Annotated in this window: 25 protein-coding genes and 1 tRNA gene; 14 read left to right on the top strand and 12 right to left on the bottom strand. The window is 60.8% G+C overall.

Going from position 1 to position 22,680, the window contains the following annotated elements; genetic code table 11:
- The first annotated feature begins 68 nt into the window (after positions 1 to 68).
- A complete protein-coding gene (locus AC1DJO_RS10935) occupies positions 69 to 866 on the top strand; it encodes a class I SAM-dependent methyltransferase (RefSeq protein WP_112386160.1) in 798 nt (265 codons plus the stop codon).
- On the opposite strand, the gene AC1DJO_RS10930 is transcribed toward AC1DJO_RS10935, so the two are convergent.
- The gene (locus AC1DJO_RS10930) at positions 867 to 1,031 is read right to left on the bottom strand and encodes a hypothetical protein (RefSeq protein WP_477970435.1); all 165 of its coding nucleotides are present in this window, start codon (positions 1,029 to 1,031) and stop codon (positions 867 to 869) included.
- A gap of 117 nt (positions 1,032 to 1,148) precedes the next feature.
- Positions 1,149 to 1,370, bottom strand: a complete 222-nt coding sequence (locus AC1DJO_RS10925) for a hypothetical protein (RefSeq protein ID WP_112386159.1) — start codon at positions 1,368 to 1,370, stop codon at positions 1,149 to 1,151.
- 353 nt (positions 1,371 to 1,723) lie between these two features.
- Here AC1DJO_RS10925 and AC1DJO_RS10920 point away from each other — a divergent pair, with 353 nt between their 5' ends.
- Positions 1,724 to 2,239 carry a DUF992 domain-containing protein gene (locus AC1DJO_RS10920; protein WP_112386170.1) on the top strand — a complete coding sequence of 172 codons (516 nt, stop codon included), beginning with the start codon at positions 1,724 to 1,726 and terminating at the stop codon, positions 2,237 to 2,239.
- A 744-nt stretch (positions 2,240 to 2,983) separates the two neighbouring features.
- On the opposite strand, the gene AC1DJO_RS10915 is transcribed toward AC1DJO_RS10920, so the two are convergent.
- Positions 2,984 to 3,060: transfer RNA gene (locus AC1DJO_RS10915), tRNA-Arg, on the bottom strand.
- A gap of 70 nt (positions 3,061 to 3,130) precedes the next feature.
- Entirely contained in the window at positions 3,131 to 4,294 is a 1,164-nt protein-coding gene (locus AC1DJO_RS10910; RefSeq protein ID WP_112539058.1) for a M20 aminoacylase family protein, read from the bottom strand.
- 150 nt (positions 4,295 to 4,444) lie between these two features.
- Between AC1DJO_RS10910 and AC1DJO_RS10905 the strand changes: the two genes are divergently transcribed.
- Together AC1DJO_RS10905 and AC1DJO_RS10900 are read left to right on the top strand one after the other, a co-directional pair.
- Positions 4,445 to 5,566, top strand: coding sequence for a D-alanyl-D-alanine carboxypeptidase family protein (locus tag AC1DJO_RS10905; protein ID WP_477970432.1), 1,122 nt, complete (start codon positions 4,445 to 4,447; stop codon positions 5,564 to 5,566).
- 12 nt (positions 5,567 to 5,578) lie between these two features.
- Positions 5,579 to 6,739, top strand: a complete 1,161-nt coding sequence (locus tag AC1DJO_RS10900) for a CobW family GTP-binding protein (RefSeq protein ID WP_477970430.1) — start codon at positions 5,579 to 5,581, stop codon at positions 6,737 to 6,739.
- 3 nt (positions 6,740 to 6,742) lie between these two features.
- Here AC1DJO_RS10900 and AC1DJO_RS10895 read toward each other — a convergent pair whose 3' ends face one another.
- From AC1DJO_RS10895 to AC1DJO_RS10875, 5 genes are all read right to left on the bottom strand, one after another.
- The gene (locus tag AC1DJO_RS10895) at positions 6,743 to 6,976 is read right to left on the bottom strand and encodes a sulfurtransferase TusA family protein (protein WP_112386155.1); all 234 of its coding nucleotides are present in this window, start codon (positions 6,974 to 6,976) and stop codon (positions 6,743 to 6,745) included.
- Complete coding sequence (locus tag AC1DJO_RS10890) at positions 6,973 to 8,229, bottom strand: L,D-transpeptidase family protein (protein ID WP_477970428.1); 1,257 nt, start codon at positions 8,227 to 8,229, stop codon at positions 6,973 to 6,975. The genes AC1DJO_RS10895 and AC1DJO_RS10890 overlap by 4 nt, the downstream gene beginning before the upstream one ends.
- A 200-nt stretch (positions 8,230 to 8,429) precedes the next feature.
- Positions 8,430 to 9,383 (bottom strand): acetyl-CoA carboxylase carboxyltransferase subunit alpha, encoded by a 954-nt coding sequence (locus tag AC1DJO_RS10885; RefSeq protein WP_112539054.1) that lies wholly within the window; start codon positions 9,381 to 9,383, stop codon positions 8,430 to 8,432.
- A gap of 61 nt (positions 9,384 to 9,444) precedes the next feature.
- Positions 9,445 to 10,398: a site-specific tyrosine recombinase XerD gene (gene xerD / locus AC1DJO_RS10880; protein WP_477970426.1), complete on the bottom strand. Its 954-nt coding sequence runs from the start codon at positions 10,396 to 10,398 to the stop codon at positions 9,445 to 9,447.
- Between the two features lie 4 nt (positions 10,399 to 10,402).
- On the bottom strand, positions 10,403 to 10,579 hold the full coding sequence (locus AC1DJO_RS10875) for a hypothetical protein (RefSeq protein WP_310296189.1): 177 nt from the start codon (positions 10,577 to 10,579) through the stop codon (positions 10,403 to 10,405).
- 148 nt (positions 10,580 to 10,727) lie between these two features.
- Here AC1DJO_RS10875 and AC1DJO_RS10870 point away from each other — a divergent pair, with 148 nt between their 5' ends.
- Genes AC1DJO_RS10870 through AC1DJO_RS10860 form a run of 3 tightly spaced genes read left to right on the top strand, consistent with a single transcriptional unit; the run spans position 10,728 to position 13,755 of the window.
- Complete coding sequence (locus tag AC1DJO_RS10870) at positions 10,728 to 11,318, top strand: shikimate kinase (RefSeq protein WP_112386151.1); 591 nt, start codon at positions 10,728 to 10,730, stop codon at positions 11,316 to 11,318.
- A complete protein-coding gene (aroB, locus tag AC1DJO_RS10865; protein WP_477970424.1) occupies positions 11,315 to 12,448 on the top strand; it encodes a 3-dehydroquinate synthase in 1,134 nt (377 codons plus the stop codon). The genes AC1DJO_RS10870 and aroB overlap by 4 nt, the downstream gene beginning before the upstream one ends.
- Complete coding sequence (locus AC1DJO_RS10860; protein WP_112539051.1) at positions 12,445 to 13,755, top strand: HlyC/CorC family transporter; 1,311 nt, start codon at positions 12,445 to 12,447, stop codon at positions 13,753 to 13,755. The genes aroB and AC1DJO_RS10860 overlap by 4 nt, the downstream gene beginning before the upstream one ends.
- Before the next feature lie 55 nt (positions 13,756 to 13,810).
- Here AC1DJO_RS10860 and AC1DJO_RS10855 read toward each other — a convergent pair whose 3' ends face one another.
- Entirely contained in the window at positions 13,811 to 14,092 is a 282-nt protein-coding gene (locus AC1DJO_RS10855) for a BolA family protein (protein ID WP_112386148.1), read from the bottom strand.
- Between the two features lie 107 nt (positions 14,093 to 14,199).
- Here AC1DJO_RS10855 and AC1DJO_RS10850 point away from each other — a divergent pair, with 107 nt between their 5' ends.
- The 5 genes from AC1DJO_RS10850 to AC1DJO_RS10830 all read left to right on the top strand — a co-directional run bounded on the left by AC1DJO_RS10850 (position 14,200) and on the right by AC1DJO_RS10830 (position 19,650).
- Positions 14,200 to 14,814, top strand: coding sequence for a J domain-containing protein (locus tag AC1DJO_RS10850; RefSeq protein WP_112386147.1), 615 nt, complete (start codon positions 14,200 to 14,202; stop codon positions 14,812 to 14,814).
- Between the two features lie 304 nt (positions 14,815 to 15,118).
- Positions 15,119 to 16,111 carry a cobaltochelatase subunit CobS gene (gene cobS / locus AC1DJO_RS10845; protein ID WP_112517950.1) on the top strand — a complete coding sequence of 331 codons (993 nt, stop codon included), beginning with the start codon at positions 15,119 to 15,121 and terminating at the stop codon, positions 16,109 to 16,111.
- A 12-nt stretch (positions 16,112 to 16,123) separates the two neighbouring features.
- Positions 16,124 to 18,025: a cobaltochelatase subunit CobT gene (gene cobT / locus AC1DJO_RS10840; protein ID WP_477970422.1), complete on the top strand. Its 1,902-nt coding sequence runs from the start codon at positions 16,124 to 16,126 to the stop codon at positions 18,023 to 18,025.
- A gap of 5 nt (positions 18,026 to 18,030) precedes the next feature.
- Positions 18,031 to 19,020 carry an esterase-like activity of phytase family protein gene (locus AC1DJO_RS10835; RefSeq protein WP_477970420.1) on the top strand — a complete coding sequence of 330 codons (990 nt, stop codon included), beginning with the start codon at positions 18,031 to 18,033 and terminating at the stop codon, positions 19,018 to 19,020.
- Positions 19,021 to 19,089: 69 nt separating this feature from the next.
- The gene (locus tag AC1DJO_RS10830) at positions 19,090 to 19,650 is read left to right on the top strand and encodes an AAA family ATPase (RefSeq protein ID WP_477970418.1); all 561 of its coding nucleotides are present in this window, start codon (positions 19,090 to 19,092) and stop codon (positions 19,648 to 19,650) included.
- Between the two features lie 21 nt (positions 19,651 to 19,671).
- On the opposite strand, the gene AC1DJO_RS10825 is transcribed toward AC1DJO_RS10830, so the two are convergent.
- Complete coding sequence (locus tag AC1DJO_RS10825) at positions 19,672 to 20,307, bottom strand: VUT family protein (RefSeq protein ID WP_477970416.1); 636 nt, start codon at positions 20,305 to 20,307, stop codon at positions 19,672 to 19,674.
- Positions 20,308 to 20,440: 133 nt separating this feature from the next.
- The gene (rpmB, locus tag AC1DJO_RS10820) at positions 20,441 to 20,740 is read right to left on the bottom strand and encodes a 50S ribosomal protein L28 (RefSeq protein ID WP_112386143.1); all 300 of its coding nucleotides are present in this window, start codon (positions 20,738 to 20,740) and stop codon (positions 20,441 to 20,443) included.
- Between the two features lie 238 nt (positions 20,741 to 20,978).
- Between rpmB and AC1DJO_RS10815 the strand changes: the two genes are divergently transcribed.
- Entirely contained in the window at positions 20,979 to 21,755 is a 777-nt protein-coding gene (locus AC1DJO_RS10815) for a DUF3108 domain-containing protein (RefSeq protein WP_112386142.1), read from the top strand.
- Between the two features lie 30 nt (positions 21,756 to 21,785).
- Positions 21,786 to 22,679: an aromatic amino acid exporter YddG gene (yddG, locus tag AC1DJO_RS10810; RefSeq protein WP_477970414.1), complete on the top strand. Its 894-nt coding sequence runs from the start codon at positions 21,786 to 21,788 to the stop codon at positions 22,677 to 22,679.
- The last annotated feature ends 1 nt before the right edge of the window (position 22,680 follow it).

Here is a 22,680-nt window from a genome sequence, read left to right as displayed (position 1 = left end):
GTAATTGGACGCTCCACGGGCAGCGGCATAGGTTAAAGCCAAATTTCCTGGTTTTACCGGAGGTGCCTATGCATCGCATGGAAGAGATCAACCGCAGAACATGGAGCAACCCCCTCGCCCGGCGTGATTACCGGTCGAGCACGGGCTTCATCAATGAGGGTGAACGTGTGGTTTTCGAGATCGCCCGCAATCGCGGCGCGGGCGCGCGAATCCTCGACATCGGTATAGGCGGCGGCCGCACCACTGGATTGTTTCAGCCGGTGGCCGCTGATTATGTCGGTATCGACTATACGCCCGAGATGGTGGCGCTAGCGCAGCGCAACTACCCTTCAGCCCAGCTGGAGCACATGGACGCCCGCGATCTTTCACGCTTTGCGAAGAGCAGCTTCGACATCGTGGTCTTCAGCTATAACGGCATCGATTCCGTCGATGCGGATGGGCGCAAGGCAATTCTTGGCGAAGTCTCCCGGGTGCTGAAGGCTGGCGGCACCTTCGTGTTCTCGACCTTCAACCGCAATTGGCATGGCTTCGGTGAAAAGCGGGCGCGCTCCTCGATCGTCTGGTCGAACGATCCGCTCAAGCTCGGCTTTCGTCTTGTGAAGCATGCCGTCGGGCTGGTGCGCGAGCGCCGGTTTGCGCCGCTGGAACAGCGCGATGGCGAACATGCCATTCTGCTGCACCGCGCCCACGATTTCGGTATCATGGTCTATGCAACGACGCCGGAGCAGCTTCGGTCGCAACTCGGCGAGAGCGGCTTTGACAGCGATCCGATGCTGTTTTCAGTCGATGGGCAGTTGCTGCGCGGCGAGACGTTGCCGGACGAGGAATATTTCCACGTCGTCGCCTACAAGCCGGCGCTCAGCTGATCAGCCGGCGAAGCGCTCCACCAGGAAATGCGAGCTGCTGGTCGCCCCGGCCAAGCGGTCGGTCTTCTGCGTTGTCGTGGTTCCGTGCGGCTGGTAGGCCAGGGCAACGATGACGGCGCTGATGGCGATATAGCCGATCGCAAGTAGCGTGAGTTTTTGACGCATGACGGGAACTCCTGTTCTGCCAGCTTAACGCCGCCCCAGCGGCAAAGTTCCAGCCCGGCAGAGCGCAAAGAAAAACCGGCCTCTGACGGCCGGTTCTCCAATCTTGAGAAATAAGTCTTAGCGGCAGACGCGGGTCTTCTTGACGACCCAGTGGCCGTGTTCGTGGAAGCGGGCCGTCTTCACGTAGCAATGCGTCGCCACGTGGTGCATCGGCTTGTGCCAGCGGTGTGCCGGTGCGCGCTCGGTGGTGGTAACGGTTACGTTTGCCGCCTGTGACGGTGCGGTGGTCGAAACAATGGCGGCTGCTGCAAGCATGGATGCAAGAATAAGAGATTTCATGGTTTTGGCCTTTCGATTAACCGGACGATCAACTCGCCAATCGCACGCCTGGTTCCAACCTTACGAAATATTTAGGTTTTTCGCCCTGGAGCGGCTATTCGCCGGCCTTACTCAATTTCTGCGTGGGGTGTGCGGAAAAGCAATTCCGGCATCGAGTGCGGCCAATAAGCAACGGTCCTGCCTTCGAATTGTCCCCTTTGCGATCAGAACGTTAAGAACGTTCTTCATTGCGCATGGAAACAATGAAGGCCGCTTGGATCGTTCTGCGATCCCATACGTTATTTGTGGCTGGGTTTGCTTGCCGGTGCGGTTTCGATCAGAAGCTGCCGGTGCCATTTGAGAAGGAGACCATGATGAAAAAGACCATTGCGATGGTAATTGCAGCAGCTTCGCTTACGCAGGCTTGCGTCACGGCGGCGAGCGCTGCCGATATGGTCCGGACCTACGAGGAACCGGATACGCGCGGCGGCGTCAAGATCGGCATGCTGACCTGCGATATCGGCGGCGGCCTCGGCTATGTTCTCGGCTCCGCGAAGGAAGCCGATTGCGTGTTCAGCTCGACGATCGGCAATGAAGTGACCGATCACTATACCGGCGATATCCGCAAGCTCGGCATCGACCTCGGCTTCACCACCCGCAGCCGCCTCGTCTGGGCCGTCTTCGCCCCGACCGCTGGCTATCACCGTGGCTCGCTCGGCGGCCTCTATGTCGGCGCCTCTGCCGAAGCCACAGTCGGCGCCGGCGTCGGCGCCAACGTGCTGATCGGCGGCACGTCGGGATCGATCCACCTGCAGGCGCTCAGCGTGACCGGCCAGCTCGGCCTGAACGTTGCTGCCGGTAGCGCGTCGATGACGCTGACCCCGGGCTGATCAAAGGCCATTTTCGCCCCTTCCGCGTGAGTGGGAGGGGCGTGGCATTTACTTACGTCAAGAGGCCGCGGGCATCTGTAGAATTGCCGCATAGCGACGCGAGGTGGAGGTGGTTGCTGGCTTGCCGCGGCACTTAGCCTAGTCCAACCCTATCATTGTGATCTTTAGGGCGCTTGCCGACGATATCGCCAACACATGCGCTATCTTGATTTGCGCTGCGCAGCGGTTTGATGCATCCTGTTTTAGGATGGGTCGTTGTGAGCGACCCATCCCGCAGCGGCTGTCGTCATGGACGCCAACCCGTACCAAGGCCGAGGCTGGACGTCTAAAGTGTTTGTGAGACACTGTCCGTGCCTCGGCCTTTTATGAATCAGCCCTGAAATTCGTTTGAGATCAACCAGCTTTTTTTTCGGATTGGCGCGGCTAATTCATTGACGCCAAAGGCCATTTCAGGGCGTCTGGTCAACGTCAAAAAAGAATCGCAGAAGAATCAATGAGATTCGAGAAGTGGGTAATTTCAACCCACCCCTAGAAAAAATTAAATAAAATGCGAACTGACACCAAAAGATTCGCGAATTTGTGCCCGCACAAGGCGCGATCATCTTAGTTTTATTGTTTCTATATGCGAATCGACCCCCTGGAGTCGGGAGCTGTTGAAGTTTTTTAAGTGGCCTAGTGGTGTAACTTGCGACCGGTCTAAAGGTGCGCACTTTAACCAAAGCTTACTGGACGCACCAATGTAGTTGGTGATTCCGACGCGATTCGAACGCGTGACCCTCAGATTAGGAATCTGATGCTCTATCCTGCTGAGCTACGGAACCACTTGGGGCTCATGCATACAAAAGGCTTGGCGCGAAGCCAAGCCTTTTTCAGTCCGGTTTCCAGTATAGATCAGGCGCCGAGGCGCTGTTCGGCAAGACGCACCCAGTAGGAGATGCCGTGGGTGATGACTTCGTCGTTGAAATCGTAGGCCGGGTTGTGGAGGCCTGCGGTGTCGCCGTTGCCGATGAAGATGAAGGCGCCCGGGCGGGCGTTCAGCATGTAGGAGAAATCCTCGCCTCCCATCATCGGGTCGATTTCCGGGTTGACGTTGGCCGCACCGGCGATGTCGGTTGCCGTTGCGATCGCGTGGCCGGTCTCGGCCGCATGGTTGACAGTCACCGGATAGTTGCGATGGAAGGCGATGTCGGCTTCGGCGCCGTGCGCTGCGGCAAGGCCGTTGATGACCTGCTTGAAGCGGCTTTCGGCGATGTCGCGCACTTCAGGGTCGAGCGTGCGGATCGTGCCGGCGATCTGGGCGTCGTTGGGAATGACGTTATGGGCGAAGCCGGCGTTGAATTTGGTGACGGAGACGACGACCGAGCGCAGCGGATCGACGGTGCGCGCGGCGATCATCTGCAGGTTGGCAACGATCTGGGCGCCGATGGCGATCGGGTCGATCGTGCGGTTCGGCTGGGCCGCATGGCCGCCGCGGCCCTTGATGGTGACGGTGAACTCGTCGGTGGCTGCCATGATCGGCCCCTTGCGGATGGCGAACTGGCCGACGGGCAAGCCCGGCAGATTGTGCATGCCATAGACTTCCTCGATGGAGAACCGCTCCATCATCCCGTCCTTGACCATCAGGTTGCCGCCGCCGCCGCCTTCTTCGGCGGGCTGGAAGATGACCGCGACGTTGCCGTTGAAATTGCGCGTCTCGGCCAGATACTTTGCGGCGCCGAGCAGCATGGCCGTGTGGCCGTCATGACCGCAGGCGTGCATCTTGCCCGGCGTGGTCGAGGCCCAGGGCTTGCCTGAAATTTCGGTCAGCGGCAGGGCGTCCATGTCGGCGCGCAGGCCGATGGTGCGGCTGCCTCCGCCATTTCCCTTGATCAGGCCGACGACGCCGGTGCGGCCGATGCCGGTGACGATTTCGTCAACGCCGAACTCTTTCAGCTTTTCGGCGACAAAGGCTGCCGTGTTCTCCACCGCGAAAAGAAGCTCCGGACGGGCGTGGATGTGACGGCGCCATTCGGTCACTTCGTCCTGCAATTCAGCGGCTCTGTTCAAAATCGGCATGCTCAAATTCCTGTACCGGTAACGGGCTATTCCGCGGCAGAGATAGCGGCTGCCGCGAAAAGAACTTATTCAATGGCCTTTGCCATGTCATGGCCATATACGTTAAATAGTGAAGGTTTCGAGATTTTCCGGACATCTTAAGGACTAGACGTGTCGACGCGCCAGAATCGTTTGTTTGCCGCCCTGCGGCCGGTCTCTTTCGCCGTCAGTGCCACTGCCGCACTGCTTTCTTCGGTTCCGCTTGCGCAAGCCAATCCGCATATTCTCGTCGATGTCCAGACCGGCCGCGTGCTGGAGCACGAAGAAGCCTTCCGCAAATGGTATCCGGCCTCGCTTACCAAGCTGATGACCGTCTATACAACATTCGATGCCATCCGCTCCGGCCAGATCAGCCTCGATACGCCGATCGTGATGAGCAAGCAGGCCGCAGCGCAGCCTGCCGCCAAGATGTATTACAAGCCGGGCCAGAAGCTGACGCTCGACAGCGCGCTGAAGATCCTGATGGTCAAGTCGGCCAATGATATCGCCGTTGCCGTCGCAGAAGCGGTGGCCGGAACGCAGGATGCCTTCGTGCTGCGCATGAATGCGGAAGCCCTGAAGCTCGGCATGACGGATTCGCATTTCGTCAATCCGAACGGACTTCCGGGCAAGGGCCAGTACACGACGGCGCGCGATCTCGCGGTTCTGACCGTCGCGCTGCGCCGCGATTTTCCGCAATATTCGGGCTATTTCGCGCTTGAAGGCTTTACCAACGGCAAGACCAATACGCCGAGCATCAATCTGCTGATCGGCCGTTTTGCCGGTGCCGACGGCATGAAGACCGGGTTCATCTGCGCTTCGGGTTTCAACCAGATCGGCTCTGCCACCCGCAACGGACGCACCGTGGTTTCGGTCGTGCTCGGTACGGACAGCCTTGCGGCGCGCGCTGATGCGACGGCCAACCTGCTGGAGAAGGGCTTTGCAACGCCCGCCGGATCAAGCGCAACGCTTGCCTCGCTGAAACCCTACGGCCCGGGGCAGGATGCCGTCAGCGATATCAGCGCCGAAATCTGCAGCGCGAAGGGCGCCAAGGTGCGCAGCGAAACGCGCGACGAGGTCGGCCGCATGAAGGTGCAGTCGCCTTACATCCACGAGATGGACCACGAGCCGAATTTCGTCTTCGCCGGCCTGATTCCCGGGCAGGATACCCAGCCTGACAAGGGTACCAAGGCAGATGCGATGGGTGATGCCGCCAATATCCCGGTCCCGCTGCCGCGTCCTACGTCGTTCTAAAGGCAAGACCCCATGAGCCTGCATGCAGACCGGATCCCGGTCACTATCCTCACCGGCTTTCTCGGTGCGGGAAAATCGACGCTCCTGAACCGGATCCTCAAGGATCCGGCGATGAAGGATGCGGCCGTCATCATCAACGAATTCGGCGATGTCGGCATCGACCACCTGCTGGTCGAGAGCTCCGGCGATGCGATCATCGAGCTTTCGGACGGCTGCCTGTGCTGCACGGTGCGCGGCGAGCTGGTCGATACGCTCGCCAATCTGATGGATGCGATCCAGACCGGCAAGGTGAAGGCAGTGAAGCGCATCGTCATCGAGACGACAGGGCTGGCCGATCCGGCGCCGGTCATGCAGGCGATCATGGGCAACCCAGTCATCGCCACGAATTTCCAGCTCGACGGCGTCGTGACCGTCGTCGATGCCGTCAACGGATTGCAGACGCTCGACAATCACGAGGAAGCCCGCAAGCAGGTGGCCGTTGCCGACCGGCTGATCGTCTCGAAGCGGGCGATGGCTGGTGGCGAAGGTCTTGGCGCGCTTGAAGCGCGGCTGCGCGATCTCAGTCCGCGGGCGGCTCTGATCGATGCCGATGACGAAGAGACCGGCACCGCCGGCGTGCTCGTCAATGGCCTCTACGATCCGGAGACGAAGATTGCCGATGTCGGCCGGTGGCTGCGCGATGAAAACGCGCATGATCACCATCACCACGATCATCATCACCATCATGGTCACGGCCATCACCACCATCATGACCATCACCACGATGGCCAGGATCCGCATGATGTGAATCGTCACGACGCCTCGATCCGGTCTTTCTCGATCATCGAAGACAAGCCAATCGATCCGATGGCGCTCGAAATGTTCATCGATCTCCTGCGCTCGGCGCATGGCGAGAAGCTGCTCAGGATGAAGGCGATCGTTGCGGTTTCTGACCGGCCGGACAAGCCGCTGGTGCTGCATGGCGTGCAGAACATCTTCCATCCGCCGGTACGCCTGTCCGCCTGGCCTGATGAAAACGACCGGCGCACGCGCATGGTGCTGATCACCAAGGATCTGCCCGAGGACTTCGTCAAGACGCTGTTCGATGCCTTCCTCGGCAAGCCGCGCATCGACACGCCCGACCGTGCAGCGTTGGAATCCAACCCGCTTGCCATTCCCGGCATGAAGATCTGAGACCTATTTCCGGCGGATCAGGAAGCGGTGGCCGCTCTCGGTCTTCACTGTTTCCAGCAGCTCATGGCCGTCTTCATTGCAGAAATGCGGGATATCGATGCCGGCCAGCGGGTCCGTCGTTTCGACCCGGATGAGCGCGCCGCTGGCCATGGAGGACATCTTGCGGCGCGTTTTCAGCACGGGCAGGGGACACTTCAGACCGCGAAGGTCATAGGCGACGGCGTCGGAACCGCTCAATTCTTGGACCAGAATTTCCAGAAAGGCTTCTTGGAAGCGTCGGCGGTTTCCTGTGGCGGCTCGGGCGCAAAGGCCAGCGGGTTCTGCTGCGGAACCGGAACGTTTGCAGGTGATGCCTCGGCAACAGCCGTGGCGGTCGGCTGAGCGGGTGCCGCGGCGGCCGGTGCTGCTGCAGCAGGCGCCGGAGTGGCTGCTGCGATCGCAGTTGCCGGAACCGTGGCAGGCACTGCCGGCTTCGACATCATGCCTTCGAGCTCGGCAACCTTGACCATGCGGCCGGCTTCGAGCGAGGTTCCGGTCGGCGCGTAAGCGAGATCGCGGCCCTTGCGGGTCTTGGCGACGACGGCCTTGCGTTCGGCTTCGGTCGGGTCATACCAGGCGAGGCCGTCGAACTTCTTCTCGGCCTTGGCATAATCCATGGCATAGGTCTTGTCGTAGGACGACAGCGCCGATGCGAGCGCCGGGGGCGTCGACATGGCCGGGCACTTGCCTGCCGGATTGAAGCCGCCGCCATCAGCCGTCTGCTGGTTGAAGACGTATTTCTTCTCGCAGACATTGACCTCCGGCGGACGCTTGGTGACTTCGAAATTGTCGTAGCCGACCTTCAGCATCTTCCAGAAGTCGTAGCTCGGGTCGAGCCGGTGCTTGTACATGTTTTCCGCGCTCATGCGGAACGGGAAGGCCTGCAGCTGAACCGAGGTCTGGCCGCCCTTGAAGGCGTCGCGCGCGAAGGCGTAGATCTCGAGAACCTGCTCGTCGGTCATCGAGTAGCAGCCCGAGGACGAGCAGGCGCCATGGATCATCAGGTCCGAACCGCTGCGGCCATTGACGGCGTCATATTTGTTCGGAAAGCCGGTATTGATCGCGAGATAATATTTCGAATTCGGGTTCAGATTGGCGCGGGTCAGGTTGTAGAAACCTTCCGGAGCCTGCCGGTCGCCGGTCTTCACCTTCGGGCCGAGACGGCCGGACCAGGCGCAGATCTTGTAGTCGGCGATCTTGTCGAAACGGTTGTCGGTCTTCGCCTTCCAGATCTCGAGCGCGCCTTCTTCCTTGAAGATGCGGATCAGGATCGGCGAATTGCGATCCATGCTCTTGGCGCTCATCTGTGCCAAGATGCGCGGCGGCAGCGGTTGCTCCACCTTGTTCTTGACGGTGGAGAGGTCGATCTTGCTTGCCGATTCCAGTGTGTCGTTGCAGCCCGCCAAGGCGAGTGCCATCAAGGAAACGTAGGCGAAATGACGAATGCGCATTCAGTTAGCCCAACTACCAGATTCAGCCCGCTCCACACCGCAGAATCCGGGCAATACCGAGAATCATAGGCGGCTTATACTTTACAAATCCTTACGAGGATATGACCGGCCCGCGGCGCCCCCGCAAGCGCGAAAACTGGTAGATAACATTATTGTGGCCAAGATTTGGCCCTAATCGGGCCAATTTTTCTGTGGCTGCCTTAGAGGTTACGGCCCATCGACAGGAACTTCTGACGCCGGTCGTTACGCAGCTGCTCGCCGGAACGCGGCGAAAGCTCGGCAAGCGAATTGGCAATCACGTCGCCTGCGGCGGCAATGACATGGTCCGGATCGCGATGGGCGCCGCCTAGCGGTTCCGGGATGATGCCGTCGATGATGCCGAGCGACTTCAGGTCTTCGGCGGTGATCTTCATGTTGGTCGCCGCTTCCTTGGCGCGGGTGGAATCGCGCCAGAGGATCGAGGCCGCACCTTCCGGCGAGATCACGCTGTAGATCGAATGTTCGAGCATGAAGACCTTGTTGCCGGTGGCAATCGCGATCGCGCCGCCCGAACCGCCTTCGCCGATAACAACGGAAACGATCGGAACCTTGACGCCAAGGCACATTTCCGTCGAACGGGCGATGGCTTCGGCCTGGCCGCGTTCTTCGGCGCCGACGCCCGGATAGGCACCTGCCGTATCGACCAGCGTGATCACAGGCAGGCCGAAACGGTCGGCCATTTCAAGCACGCGGATCGCCTTGCGGTAACCTTCGGGGCGGGCGCTGCCGAAATTATGCTTCAGGCGGCTCTTGGTATCGTTGCCCTTTTCCTGGCCGATGACGGCGACAGGCTGGCCGCGGAAGCGGGCGAGGCCCGCCTGGATGGCGGCATCCTCGGAAAACTTGCGGTCACCAGCGAGCGGCGTGAATTCCTGGAACAGAACCTTGGCATAATCGACGAAATGCGGACGCTGCGGATGGCGCGCGACCTGCGTCTTCTGCCAGGCATTGAGCTTGGAATAGATATCGACCATCGCTTCGCGAACGCGAACTTCGAGCCTGCCGACTTCATCCGACGTGTCGATGCTCTCGTCCTCGGACGCGAGCTTCTTCAGTTCGATGATCTTAGCTTCGAGGTCGGAGATCGGCTTTTCGAAGTCGAGATAATTGTGCATGAGGTGCGTTTCCGTTCCTTGTGCCCGGGGCAATTGCTGGCGTTGCCCCTTGTCGCCGGTCCTATTCGTGCTTTTTCGCCTGTTTTGCAAGAGGGTGATGCGTTTGCACCAGTTGTTGCAGGCGTTCTTCCAGGACGTGGGTGTAGATCTGCGTCGTCGAAATGTCCGAATGTCCGAGAAGTTCCTGGACAACACGCAGGTCCGCGCCGTTGGCCAGCAGGTGGCTGGCGAAGGCGTGGCGCATGACATGCGGCGAAATCATAGATGGGGTCAGCCCGGCGCGGATCGCAAGGTTCTTGAGGTCGCGGGCGAAGACCTGCCGTGGCAAATGCCCTTCTTTCGAGGCTGCCGGGAATAGCCAGGGGCTCTCGGTGGGCTCCTTGGCGCTGGCGTTTTCCACAGCCATCGCGCTACCGTAAGCCTTCAGCGCCGCGATCGCCGATTGCGAAAGCGGGACGAGACGTTCCTTGTTTCCCTTGCCGCGGATGATCAGGAAGCGGCCCTCCTGATCCAGGACCCGGGCTGGCAGCGATACAAGCTCGCTGACGCGCATGCCGGTGGCATACAATAATTCGAGAAGCGCCAGCATGCGCCGGCGGTTCAATTGACCGGCGGCGGGATCGCCGGCCTCGTGCTCGGCCTGTGTCAGCAGCCGGGTCACGTCTTCGACGCCCATGGTTTTCGGCAGCGGCCGGCCCTTCTTCGGGGAGTCGAGCACACCCGTCGGGTCGTCCGTCCGGAGACCTTCTGCATAGAGAAACTTGTAGAATTGCCGCATCGAGGCCAGCCGTCGGGCCTGCGACGAGGGCTTGAAGCCCTGGCCCGCAAGCGACGAGAGATAGGCGGTCAGGTCGGCGGAGGCCGCTTCCGTCAGGCGGACGCTGCGTCCGTTCAGAAAGGAGTGGAGGTCGTCGAGATCGCGCTCGTAGGATTGCAGCGTGTTCTCGGCCGCACCGCGTTCGGCGCTCATCATTTCCAGGAAGGATTCCACGTGAACGCGGCCGAGATCCCGCATCGGCCTACTTCTTCGCCGGGGCGATGGTGCCGGTCGCCGGCGGATTGATGCGCTCCGACGGAATGCGGATCGTCACGTCGCGGGGCTGCGGCTCGACGAAGGTCACCAGGGCCACCATGCCTCCGTAGATCGCCCCGGCGATAACCGCCAAGACAGCGAGGAAACGGAAGAGGGTCGGCATTTCTTGAACTCCATGAGCTTGGCCTCTTTTTAGGAAGAAGCGCGATTGCGTGCAAGAAGCCGCATTTGGAACATGTTTCCCTTGCCCGCGACTTGACGCTACACCTTCATTTGTCGATACCGTTTGCAAACAAAGTGTGAATGGACCGATGAGTGACCCAGTTCTGACAGTTGCAGACAGTCTGAAAGACAGAGCGCGCGCCGCGCTCGGGTCCCGCAATCTTATCCTCGTCGGCCTCATGGGGGCAGGAAAATCCTCCGTCGGGCGGCTTGTTGCCCAGCAGCTTGGAATTCCGTTCATCGATAGCGACGTCGAGATCGAGCGCGTTTCGCGCATGACGATCACCGAACTCTTCGCATCATACGGCGAAGAAGAGTTCAGGGCGCTCGAAACGCGGGTGATGAAGCGGCTTTTGAAGAACGGGCCTCGCGTGGTCTCGACCGGTGGCGGCGCTTTCATCAACGACCGCACCCGCAAGCATATCAAGAAGGGCGGCCTGTCGCTGTGGCTTAAGGCTGATCTGGATGTGCTCTGGGAACGCGTCAACAAGCGCGATACGCGGCCGCTTCTGAAGACCGAAAACCCGATGCAGACGCTCGAAAACCTGATGAACGCGCGATACCCGATCTATGCGCAGGCCGACGTCACCGTTTTGTCGCGCGATGTGCGCAAGGAACTGATGGCCGACGAAGTGCTGAAGGCCGTGGTGGAACACCAAAGTGAAAGTGCAGTGCCATGAATGCGATCGCTTCCGTTGCCGCCGAAAAGAAGGTGCATGTGCCGCTTGGCGATCGCGCCTACGATATTCTGATCGGGCCGGGGCTGATTGCGCGCGCCGGTGCCGAAATCACCGCCCGCCTCAAGGGCCGCAAGGCGGCTATTGTCACCGACGCGAATGTGGCGCCCATCTATCTCGATGCACTGGTCGCGAGCCTGGAAGCATCCGGCATTGCGTGTTCGACGCTGGTGTTGCCGGCCGGCGAGAAGACCAAGAGCTTCGAACATCTGATGACCGTCTGCGACAAGGTGCTGGAAGCGCGGGTGGAGCGGAACGATTATGTCGTGGCGCTCGGCGGTGGCGTGATCGGTGACCTTGCAGGCTTTGCCGCCGGTATCGTGCGCCGTGGCGTGCGCTTCGTGCAGGTGCCGACCTCGCTGCTGTCGCAGGTCGATTCATCCGTCGGCGGCAAGACCGGCATCAACAGCCGCCATGGCAAGAATCTTATCGGCGTCTTCCATCAGCCGGACCTGGTGCTTGCCGATACGGACGTGCTGAACACGCTGACGGAGCGCGAATTCCGGGCCGGTTATGCCGAAGTCGCCAAATACGGCCTGATCGACAAGCCTGACTTCTTTGTCTGGCTGGAGACGAACTGGCAGGCCGTGTTTGCCGGAGGCGATGCCCGCATCCAGGCGATCGCCACCAGCTGCCAGGCGAAATCCGACGTGGTGGTGGCCGACGAGCGGGAAAATGGCCCGCGCGCCCTGCTCAACCTCGGCCACACTTTCGGTCACGCGCTGGAAGCGGCCACTGCTTATGACAGCGCCCGGCTGGTGCATGGTGAAGGCGTTTCGATCGGCATGGTGCTGGCGCATGAGTTTTCGGCGCGCATGAACCTTGCGAGCCCCGATGACGCCAAGCGCGTCGAGACGCATCTGAAGACGGTTGGCCTGCCGACGCGCATGTCGGAGGTCCCGGGCGAGTTGCCGCCGGCCGAACGGCTGATGGAGGCGATGGCGCAGGACAAGAAGGTCAAAAACGGCAAGTTCACCTTCATCCTGACGCGCGGCATCGGGCAGTCCTTCATCGCCGACGACGTGCCGCAATCCGAAGTGTTGAACTTCCTCAAGGAAAAGCACCCGCAATGAGCATCGAAGGCACGCTGGCATTTCTTTCTGTCTACTGGCCAGAAATTGTCTCCATCGTGGCCCTCGTTCTCATGTCCGCTTTCTTCTCCGGATCGGAAACGGCGCTGACCGCCGTCTCGCGCAGCCGCATCCACACGCTCGAGGCCAATGGCGACGAACGCGCCGGCGTGGTGCGGGAGCTGATCGAGCGGCGCGACCGGCTGATCGGCGCGCTGCTGATCGGCAACAATCTCGCCAACATCCTGTCGTCGGCGCTGGCGACCAGTCTGTTTCTCGGATTGTTCGGTAATTCCGGTGTGGCGCTTGCAACGCTGGCGATGACCGTCATCCTGGTCATCTTCGCGGAAGTTCTGCCGAAGAGCTGGGCGATCTCGACGCCTGACCGTTTCGCTCTCACGGTTGCCTTTGCCGTCAAGCTTTTCGTCGCCATTGTCGGCCCGGTCTCGTCCTTCATCAATGCGATCGTGCGCAAGATCCTCGGCGTCTTCGGCATAACGCTGTCGCGGGAAACATCGATGCTGACGGCGCATGAAGAGCTGCGCGGTGCGGTCGATCTGCTTCACCGGGAAGGCTCGGTCGTCAAGGCAGATCGCGACCGCCTCGGCGGCGTGCTCGATCTCAGCCAGCTCGAATTGTCTGACATTATGGTGCATCGCATGGCGATGCGGGCCATCAATGCCGACGACGCGCCGGAAGCGATCGTCCGCACCATCCTCGAAAGTCCCTATACGCGCATGCCGCTGTGGCGCGGCACGACCGACAATATCATCGGCGTCGTGCATGCAAAGGACCTGCTGCGGGCACTGGCCGAGCCGAATGTCGAGCCTGAGAATCTCGACGTCGTCAGGATCGCGCAGAAGCCGTGGTTCGTGCCGGACAGCACCAATCTCGAAGATCAGCTGAACGCCTTCCTGCGCCGCAAGCAGCATTTCGCCGTCGTCGTCGACGAATATGGCGAGGTGCAGGGCATCGTCACGCTCGAGGATATTCTGGAAGAGATCGTCGGCGATATTTCCGACGAACACGACATAGAGATGCAGGGTGTCCGTCAGGAGGCCGACGGTTCCGTTGTCGTCGATGGCGGCGTTCCGATCCGTGACCTGAACCGGGCGCTCGACTGGCAGCTTCCCGACGAGGAGGCGACGACGATTGCCGGCCTCGTCATTCACGAGTCGATGACAATCCCGGAAGAGCGCCAGGCCTTCACTTTCTACGGCAAGCGCTTCATCGTCATGAAGCGGGAAAAGAACCGCATCACCAAGCTGCGCATTCGCCCTGCCGAAGAAGACGCGCCCAAGGCCGTCTAAGCGGCTTTTGCTGTTGGATTGCGCGCCGCGAAGACTTATATGAGGCCGGTATCCACTACCAGCGGGTCGCTTCTCCTGGTGCCGAGGGTTCGACGGCGAGGGCATGAAGCCCGGCATCGAGCTCTGGTTTCAAGAGTTCGGTAATGGCCCGGTGTCGGGCTAGCCTCGTCATTCCTGAAAATTTTTCAGAGACGATGCGAACACGCATATGTGTTTCGCCTGTCCCTGTTATGTCAGGCTGGTGGCCAGCGTGGAGGTGGCTTTCGTTGATGACGCTCAAACGTTCGGGCACGAAAGCCTCTGTCAGTTTTTCTTCTATGCGGGCCTGAAGGGTCACGTTTTCGTCCAGTTGCTGGTGAAAAAAGGGGTTCCCACCAAGCCAGCAACATTCCCATTTGTCAATTCTTGTTGTCGCGCCGCGGCAGCTTCATAATTAGCGCCGTCATGAGACTTGATTCCAAATATTTCGATCGCATCCGCACCCGCCGCAAACGCGAGCAGGAACCCGAACAGGCTCCCCCGACCTGTCAGTGGGACGGCTGTGACAAGAAAGGTGCGCATCGCGCTCCCGTCGGCCGCAATGCCGAGGGGCAGTTCTTTCTATTCTGCTTCGAGCACGTCAAGGAATACAACAAGGGCTATAACTACTTCTCGGGCCTGTCCGATGGAGAGATCGCCCGTTACCAGAAGGAAGCGATCACCGGTCATCGCCCCACCTGGACGGTCGGCGTCAACAAGGCCGCCAAGAACAGCCCGCTGCAATCGGACGTCCGCTCAGGCTCCTATAACCGGGTGCGCGATCCGTTCGGCTTCGTCAGTGGCAGCAAGGGCAGCGGCCCGCGCTTTCCAGAACAGCGCAAGCTGAAAAGCCTGGAAGCCAAGGCGTTTGATACGATGGGCCTTGCTGCCGATGCGACGTCGGCCGAGATCAAGACGCGCTACAAGGAGTTGGTGAAAAAGCACCACCCTGACGCCAATGGCGGCGACCGCGGATCCGAAGAGCGGTTCCGTGCCGTGATCCAGGCCTATCAATTGTTGAAGCAGAACGGTTTTTGTTAATTCCCGTCCTTGCTCTCCGTCTTCAATCGGGTATGGTCCAAATCGGCTAGGGCCGCAGGCAATCGCGGCATGCATTATTGCGTTTTGCTTCTGGCGCCTTTGCCTTCCTTCCGGACGCGGCGTTTCTTGTCCGGGACTTTGTTCTAGAATGCTCGGGGTCATCATCCCGCCGAGGTTTCATTTCAGTCCCGGAGAAGCATCGCCGACGTTCTCACCCTGGACGGCGTGGTAGAAAACTGCGGCGTCGCGGTTGCGAAATGGCCTGAGAGATATGGCCGGGCGCTATGCCCGCCTTGGAGACGTGATGAGCAAGATTGAGTTAGATATTCCCGCTCTGCCGGACACGACCGTTTCGGTCAGAGACGTTTTCGGCATCGATTCCGATATTCGCGTTCCCGCCTACAGCAAGGGCGACGCCTATGTTCCGGATCTCGATCCAGACTATCTTTTCGACCGCGAGACGACGCTCGCCATTCTTGCAGGCTTTGCGCATAACCGCCGCGTCATGATCTCCGGCTACCACGGTACCGGCAAGTCCTCGCATATCGAGCAGGTCGCCGCGCGCCTCAACTGGCCGTGCGTGCGTATCAACCTCGACAGCCATGTCAGCCGTATCGATCTGATCGGCAAGGATGCGATCGTCGTCAAGGACGGGCTGCAGGTCACCGAGTTCAAGGATGGCATCCTTCCCTGGGCCTACCAGCACAATGTCGCGCTCGTCTTCGACGAATACGATGCGGGCCGCCCGGACGTGATGTTCGTCATCCAGCGCGTGCTGGAATCCGCCGGCCGTCTGACGCTGCTCGACCAGAGTCGCGTTATCCGTCCGCACCCGGCTTTCCGCTTGTTCGCGACTGCCAATACGGTCGGTCTCGGCGATACTACCGGCCTTTATCACGGTACGCAGCAGATCAACCAGGCGCAGATGGACCGCTGGTCGATCGTCACGACGCTGAACTATCTGCCACACGAGCATGAAGTGAACATCATCGCTGCCAAGGTGAAGAGCTTCGGCAAGGACAAGGATGGCCGCGATACCGTCTCGAAGATGGTTCGCGTTGCCGATCTGACGCGCGCTTCGTTCATGAACGGCGACCTGTCGACCGTCATGAGCCCGCGTACCGTCATTACCTGGGCCGAGAATGCCGAGATCTTCGGTGATCTCGCCTTCGCCTTCCGCGTCACCTTCCTCAACAAGTGCGACGAGCTTGAACGTGCGCTGGTTGCCGAGCATTACCAGCGTGCCTTTGGCGTCGAGCTGAAGGAAAGCGCCGCCAACATCGTGCTGGAGGCCTAAGGCCGGTCGATCATGGCATCTCGTGGTGACAATTCGAAAGCCAAGCCCAACGGCCCCGTCGATATCGAGCCGTTGCGGCGCGCGATAACCGGCTGCGTCCGCGCAATCGCCGGTAACGACGAGGTCGAAGTGACCTTCGCCAACGAACGTCCGGGAATGACGGCGGAGCGTATCCGGCTGCCCGAGCTTTCCAAGCGGCCGACGGCGCATGAGCTGGCGGTGACCCGCGGCCTCGGCGATTCCATGGCGCTGCGGCTTGCCTGCCACGACGAGAAGGTCCACACGACCATGGCGCCGCAGGGTTCTGACGCCCGCGCAGTGTTTGACGCCGTCGAGCAGGCGCGTGTCGAGTCGATCGGCGCGCTGCGGATGGAAGGCATGGCTGCGAACCTGCGCTCCATGACCGACGAGAAATATGCAAAGGCGAATTTCAACGGTATCGAGCGCCAGGAAGACGCGCCGATCGGTGAAGCCGTGGCGATGATGGTGCGCGAGAAGCTCACCGGTCAGAAGCCGCCGGCCTCGGCAGGCAAGGTGCTCGACCTCTGGCGTCCTTTCATCGAGGACAAGGCCGGGGCCGAGCTCGATAATCTGTCCAACGTCATCAACGACCAGCAGGCCTTTTCCAAGGTCATCCGCAACATGCTGTCGGCCATGGAAATGGCCGAGGAGTATGGCGACGACGACAGCGAGCCGGAAACCGACGAGGATTCGGATCAGGACGACCAGCCGAGCGGCGACGAGCAGGATCAGGACGAGGTCGACGAAGACGCCGGTTCGGATGCTGCACCCGTCGAAGACAGCGAAGTCGCCGACGAGCAGATGGAGGACGGCGAGACCGAAGGCGCCGAAATCTCCGACGACGACATGATGGAAGAAGGCGAGGACGATTCCGAGACGCCGGGCGAGACCCGCCGTCCGAATACGCCTTTCGCCGATTTCAACGAGAAGGTCGATTACCGGGTCTTTACCGAAGAATTCGACGAGATCATCACTGCCGAGGAACTCTGTGACGCCACGGAGCTCGAGCGCCTGCGCGCCTTCCTCGACAAGCAGCTGGCGCATCTGCAGGGTGCCGTCGGCCGTCTGGCGAACCGCTTGCAGCGCCGCCTGATGGCGCAGCAGAACCGGTCCTGGGATTTCGACCTGGAAGAGGGCTATCTCGATCCGGCACGTCTGACGCGCATGATCATCGATCCGATGCAGGCGCTGTCCTTCAAGATGGAGCGCGACACGCAGTTCCGCGATACCGTCGTGACGCTGCTGATCGACAATTCCGGCTCGATGCGCGGACGCCCGATCACGGTTGCTGCCACCTGCGCCGATATTCTGGCGCGCACGCTGGAGCGTTGCGGCGTCAAGGTCGAGATCCTCGGTTTTACCACCAAGGCCTGGAAGGGTGGACAGGCGCGCGAGAGCTGGCTGGCCGGTGGTAAGCCGCAGACGCCGGGCCGCCTCAACGATCTCCGCCATATCATCTACAAGTCTGCAGACGCTCCCTGGCGCCGCGCCCGCAGCAATCTCGGGCTGATGATGCGCGAGGGACTGCTCAAGGAAAATATCGACGGTGAAGCGCTGATGTGGGCGCATAACCGGCTGATCGCGCGGCGCGAGCAGCGCAAGATCCTGATGATGATCTCGGATGGCGCGCCGGTCGACGACTCGACGCTGTCGGTCAATCCGGGCAACTATCTGGAGCGCCACCTGCGCGCCGTCATCGAGCAGATCGAGACGCGTTCGCCGGTCGAGCTGCTCGCCATCGGTATCGGTCACGACGTCACGCGCTACTATCGCCGCGCCGTCACCATCGTCGATGCCGACGAGCTTGCAGGGGCGATGACGGAACAGCTGGCCTCGCTCTTCGAGGATCAGGCTGCGCAGCCGCGTGGCGGCCGCACACGCCGCGCCAGCTGACCCATATGACCGCTTTTTCCCGCGTGGCCATGCTTGCCGCCTGCCTCGCGGGATTGCCATCTGCCGTGTTTGCCGAGAGCGCTCCGATCGAGAGTCGAGTCGTCACCACCTTCAAGATTGGTTCAAACGAAACCAGGTTCGGCCCGCTGGAATTCATCGGCGGCCTGGAAATGGTGTCGAGCAACCGGATCTTCGGCTCGTGGTCATCGATCAAGGTCGATCCGGATCGCAAGCATGTGGCGGGGGTGCTCGATACCGGCCATTGGCTGACCGGGACGCTGGTGCGCGATGCGCAGGGCCGTCTTTCCGGCCTTGCCGATGTCGATATCACTCCGATGAAGGACGCGACCGGCCGCAGCTTTGAAGGCAAAGGCCGCATGGATGCCGAAGGGCTGGCGCTCGACAAGAACAGGGCACTCGTTTCCTTCGAGGGTAACCATCGGGTCGATATCTATCCTCGTCAGGGTTTCGCGAATTCACCCGCATTGGGCACGCTGCCCATCCTGATCCCGCGCGATGAACTGCGCGGCAACCGCAGCCTTGAGACGGTGGCGATTGCACCCGCAGACAGCGCCCTGAAGGGCGCGGCGGTCATCGTCGCGGAAGAGAGCCTCGATGATGATGGAAACGTCTATGCGGCGATTCTGGAGGGGCCGCTGAAGGGCCGGTTCGCAGTCAGCCGCTCCGGCGACTTCGATCCAACCGACGGGGCCTTTCTGCCTGACGGTGATCTGCTGCTTCTGGAGCGGCGCTTCAATATGGCAGATGGTATCGGCATGCGCATCCGCCGGATCGCTGCCGCCGAGATCCGGCCTGGCGCTGTCGCAACCGGCACGGTGCTGATGACCGCCGATTTCGGCTATCAGATCGACAATATGGAAGGGCTCGATGCCTTCCAGGCCGAGGATGGCTCGACCCATGTCATCCTCGTTTCGGATGATAACCATTCGATCCTGCAGCGGAACATGATGCTCGAGTTCCGGCTCGCCGACTGAGTGCGTCGCCGAACAACTGTCACAACTCTCCGCTATCTGCTCTCTCCCTTCACCCAAATCGAGAGAGCCATGCTGAATATTCATGTCATGGGAGCGTCAGGCTCCGGCACCACCACGCTCGGTCAAGCCCTTGCCGGGAAGCTTGGGCTCCGGCACCTCGATACCGATCATTTCTTCTGGATGCCGACCGATCCGCCATTCACCACACAGCGGCCGGTCGAGGCGCGGGTGGCGATGCTGCATGAGGCAATCCAAGCCTCCGACGGCTGGGTTCTCTCTGGCTCAGCGCTGAAATGGGCGGCCGAGTTCGAGCCGCTCTACGATCTCATCGTCTTCCTCAGGATCGACCCCGCAATGCGCATGGCACGCATCCGGCGGCGCGAGGAGACCCGCTATGGCGACCGGATCAAGCCGGGTGGCGACATGGCGGAGAAGAGCCAGGAATTCCTGGAATGGGCCGAAAGCTACGATACGGCAGGGCCGGAGCGGCGAAGCGCCGCTTCGCATGAGGAATGGCTGAAGGGCAGAGCAACGCCGTTGCTCAGGCTCGATTCCTCAGAGCCGGTCGATAGCCTCGTCGCGGAAGTATTGCGCCATCCTGCCCTCAGAACGAAAGGGCCGCCGGCATAGCGCCAACGGCCTCATTTGCTTTTAGCGAGCGGCTGTTGCCTGCATCGGGCGCAGGGTGTTCATCAGGGCGCCGTAGGGCAGCAGCATGACGAGTCCAACCAGCATCTTCACGGTGAAGTCGCCGAGCGCCCAGGAGATCCAGCGCGGAGCCTCCATCGAGAGCACGCCGAGGATCGGCGCCGATTCCAGCGCGAAGGGTTCGTTCGCGCCGAAGAAGACGAAGAAGGCGGCAAAGGCGAAGGAGAAGAAGATGATCGTATCCAGCGCCGAGCCGATCAACGAGCCGACCAGCGGCGCGCGCCACCAGGCCTGACGGCGAAGGCGGTTGAAGACGGCGATGTCGAGCAGCTGTCCGGCAAGATAGGCCGAACCCGAGGCGATCGCGATGCGCGGAACGGCCGTGTAGAAGGACAGGCCGACGCCGACAACGAAGCCTGCAAAGACGACCTTGCGGGCGGTCTGCGGACCGAACTGGCGGTTCGTCAGATCGGTGATCAGGAAGGCGATCGGATAGGTGAAGGCGCCCCAGGTCAGGATGTCGGCAAGGTTGATGCCGGCGACCGTGGCGTTCAGCGGAAACTGAACGAGGAAGTTTGAGGCGACGACGACGAGCGTCATTAGCGCCACATAGATAAGCAGATAGCGTGTCTTCAGCATTTTTTTATCCTGGGTGATGCCACCAGTTGGAGTGAACAAATTTTGGCCGGTACCATACCGGCAAAGCAAAAGGCTTGTCCGGTTTCAACCGTGCAAGCCTTTTGAAACTTTCGAGAAGAAAGCGCGCCGATGCTTAGGCGGCAGCAGCAGCTTCTGCAGTCTTCTTGACGATCTGGCGGCGCAGCAGACGAGCGCGCATCGACAGTTCGTTTTCGCTTGCCTTGATCAGGAACGCGTCGAGACCACCGCGATGTTCGACCGAGCGCAGGGCGTGAGCCGAAACGCGCAGGCGGTAACGCTGGCCGAGAGCGTCGGAGATCAGGGTAACCTGGCACAGGTTCGGCAGGAACCGGCGCTTGGTCTTGTTGTTGGCATGGCTGACATTGTTGCCAACGAGGACGGCCTTGCCGGTCAATTCGCACACGCGAGACATTTGACACCTATTCTTGTTTTTCTCAGCCGCCGAATTACGACGCACCGGCAAAACCGGGCTTGCAATCCAAGGCCATGATTGGAAAGTTGCGGTTCTATAGTCAGAGCGGCTCGCCGCGTCAAGCCAAACCTTGGCCTTTCCCGCAATTCTGTCAAAAAGCTCGTGTTTGCTTCGACAAGCGGCCAGAGTATAGACCGCGCAACAGGGCAGCGTTCGCCCGTCAAACAAGGCTCGCTTCATGGCTCTTCTGGGCAGACGGATTTTGATCCCTGCAATCGTGGCATCGATGGCGATTCCGGCCGGCGCGGAGGAGATCCGCCACCGCACGGAATATCGCGTCGCCCTCGGTGTCTTGCCGATCGCGCGAGCCGCCTTCGTCACGCAGATTGAGGATGACAAGAGCTACACGGTATCCGGCGACATCAGCTCGGCTGGTCTTGCCGACCTGGTGACGACGATTTCGGCTAAGACCAGCGTCGACGGCGTCATTCGCGATGACCGGCTGCAGGCGCAGCGCTATTCGCTCTATTACAAGAGCGGCAAGCGGGCGCGGACCTACGAGGTTCGCTACAGCAACGGTAATATCGTTTCGACGACGGTGAAGCCGGAGCGCAAGCCGCCGAGCAACTGGATCAATGTATCGCCGGGCGACATGCGATCGGTTCTCGATCCGATTTCCGGCCTGATCTTTCCTGCTGACGTGAAGCTCTGCTCGCAGAAGCTGCCGATCTATGACGGCGAGATGCGCATGGATCTGGTGCTATCGCCGAAGGGCTCCGAAGATTTTGCGACGGATGGGTTCACCGGCAAGGCGACCGTCTGCAGCGTGCGCTTCGTTCCGCGGTCGGGCTACAAGAAGGGCCGCAAGGATATCGATTATCTGAGCAAGAGCGGGCGGATGGAAATCTGGTTTGCCAAGGCTGATGCGGCAAATGTATATGCTCCAGTCTACGTCAGCATTCCGACGCAATACGGAACGGTGACGATCAAGGCGGTAAAATACAGCGCCAGCTGACGGAGCCTGTCTCCGCAATCGGGGGGCATGATGAAGCTTCGGGCAACACTGATCGGGTTTACGGCCATTCTGATGTGGTCGTTTCTGGCGCTCTTCACCGCCGCTTCGGGCAAGATGCCGCCGTTTCAGCTGTCGGCGATCTGCTTTGCCATCGGCAGTATCCCCGGCATCGCCGTCCTCGTTCTCAACCCGTCGCGGCTGGCGCTCTTGAAGCAGCCGGCGAAGGTCTGGATCGTCGGCATCGCCGGTCTGTTCGGCTATCATTTTCTCTATTTCACGGCGCTCCGGAACGCTCCGGCGGTGGAGGCGGGGCTGATCGCCTATCTGTGGCCGCTGCTGATCGTCGTCGGCTCGGCGCTGCTGCCCGGCGAGAAGCTCCGCTGGTATCATATTGCCGGTGCCCTTGCCGGTCTCTGCGGCACGTTTCTGATCGTCGGACGCAACGGCATAAATTTCGATGGCGCCTATGCCGTCGGTTATGGCGCGGCGTTTCTCTGCGCGTTCACCTGGTCCGGCTATTCGCTGCTGACGCGCCGCTTCGATGCTGTTTCGACCGATGTCGTGACCGGTTTCTGCATCGCGACCTCTCTCCTGTCGCTCGTCTGCCATCTCGGATTGGAAACCACCGTCTGGCCTGAAACGGCATTCGAGTGGCTTGCCGTCGTCGGGCTCGGGCTCTTTCCTGTGGGGGCGGCCTTCTATGCCTGGGATCATGGCGTCAAGAACGGCGATATCCAGATTTTGGGCGCTGCAAGCTATGCTGCTCCGCTGCTCTCGACGCTCATTCTGACGCTGTTCGGCTTTGCCGAGCCGAGCTGGCGGATTGCTCTTGCCTGCCTGCTGGTAACCGGTGGTGCCATTCTGGCGGCGCAGGAAATGTTCCGGCGCAAGACGGCGCCGAAACAGACTGCTGCGGCTGAGTAGG

It is taken from the genome of Rhizobium sp. 05N430, from assembly GCF_056396985.1.
The sequence above is the reverse complement of the archived record's forward strand: the minus strand, read 5'-3'. Positions and strand labels throughout refer to the sequence as shown.

Coding starts and splice junctions, on each gene's coding strand:
- AC1DJO_RS10935 (WP_112386160.1), top strand. CDS start 69: ATGCATCGCATGGAAGAGATCAACCGCAGAACATGGAGCAACCCCCTC.
- AC1DJO_RS10930 (WP_477970435.1), bottom strand. CDS start 1,031: ATGCGTCAAAAACTCACGCTACTTGCGATCGGCTATATCGCCATCAGC.
- AC1DJO_RS10925 (WP_112386159.1), bottom strand. CDS start 1,370: ATGAAATCTCTTATTCTTGCATCCATGCTTGCAGCAGCCGCCATTGTT.
- AC1DJO_RS10920 (WP_112386170.1), top strand. CDS start 1,724: ATGAAAAAGACCATTGCGATGGTAATTGCAGCAGCTTCGCTTACGCAG.
- AC1DJO_RS10910 (WP_112539058.1), bottom strand. CDS start 4,294: ATGCCGATTTTGAACAGAGCCGCTGAATTGCAGGACGAAGTGACCGAA.
- AC1DJO_RS10900 (WP_477970430.1), top strand. CDS start 5,579: ATGAGCCTGCATGCAGACCGGATCCCGGTCACTATCCTCACCGGCTTT.
- AC1DJO_RS10890 (WP_477970428.1), bottom strand. CDS start 8,229: ATGCGCATTCGTCATTTCGCCTACGTTTCCTTGATGGCACTCGCCTTG.
- AC1DJO_RS10885 (WP_112539054.1), bottom strand. CDS start 9,383: ATGCACAATTATCTCGACTTCGAAAAGCCGATCTCCGACCTCGAAGCT.
- xerD (WP_477970426.1), bottom strand. CDS start 10,398: ATGCGGGATCTCGGCCGCGTTCACGTGGAATCCTTCCTGGAAATGATG.
- AC1DJO_RS10875 (WP_310296189.1), bottom strand. CDS start 10,579: ATGCCGACCCTCTTCCGTTTCCTCGCTGTCTTGGCGGTTATCGCCGGG.
- AC1DJO_RS10870 (WP_112386151.1), top strand. CDS start 10,728: ATGAGTGACCCAGTTCTGACAGTTGCAGACAGTCTGAAAGACAGAGCG.
- aroB (WP_477970424.1), top strand. CDS start 11,315: ATGAATGCGATCGCTTCCGTTGCCGCCGAAAAGAAGGTGCATGTGCCG.
- AC1DJO_RS10860 (WP_112539051.1), top strand. CDS start 12,445: ATGAGCATCGAAGGCACGCTGGCATTTCTTTCTGTCTACTGGCCAGAA.
- AC1DJO_RS10850 (WP_112386147.1), top strand. CDS start 14,200: ATGAGACTTGATTCCAAATATTTCGATCGCATCCGCACCCGCCGCAAA.
- cobS (WP_112517950.1), top strand. CDS start 15,119: ATGAGCAAGATTGAGTTAGATATTCCCGCTCTGCCGGACACGACCGTT.
- cobT (WP_477970422.1), top strand. CDS start 16,124: ATGGCATCTCGTGGTGACAATTCGAAAGCCAAGCCCAACGGCCCCGTC.
- AC1DJO_RS10835 (WP_477970420.1), top strand. CDS start 18,031: ATGACCGCTTTTTCCCGCGTGGCCATGCTTGCCGCCTGCCTCGCGGGA.
- AC1DJO_RS10830 (WP_477970418.1), top strand. CDS start 19,090: ATGCTGAATATTCATGTCATGGGAGCGTCAGGCTCCGGCACCACCACG.
- AC1DJO_RS10825 (WP_477970416.1), bottom strand. CDS start 20,307: ATGCTGAAGACACGCTATCTGCTTATCTATGTGGCGCTAATGACGCTC.
- rpmB (WP_112386143.1), bottom strand. CDS start 20,740: ATGTCTCGCGTGTGCGAATTGACCGGCAAGGCCGTCCTCGTTGGCAAC.
- AC1DJO_RS10815 (WP_112386142.1), top strand. CDS start 20,979: ATGGCTCTTCTGGGCAGACGGATTTTGATCCCTGCAATCGTGGCATCG.
- yddG (WP_477970414.1), top strand. CDS start 21,786: ATGAAGCTTCGGGCAACACTGATCGGGTTTACGGCCATTCTGATGTGG.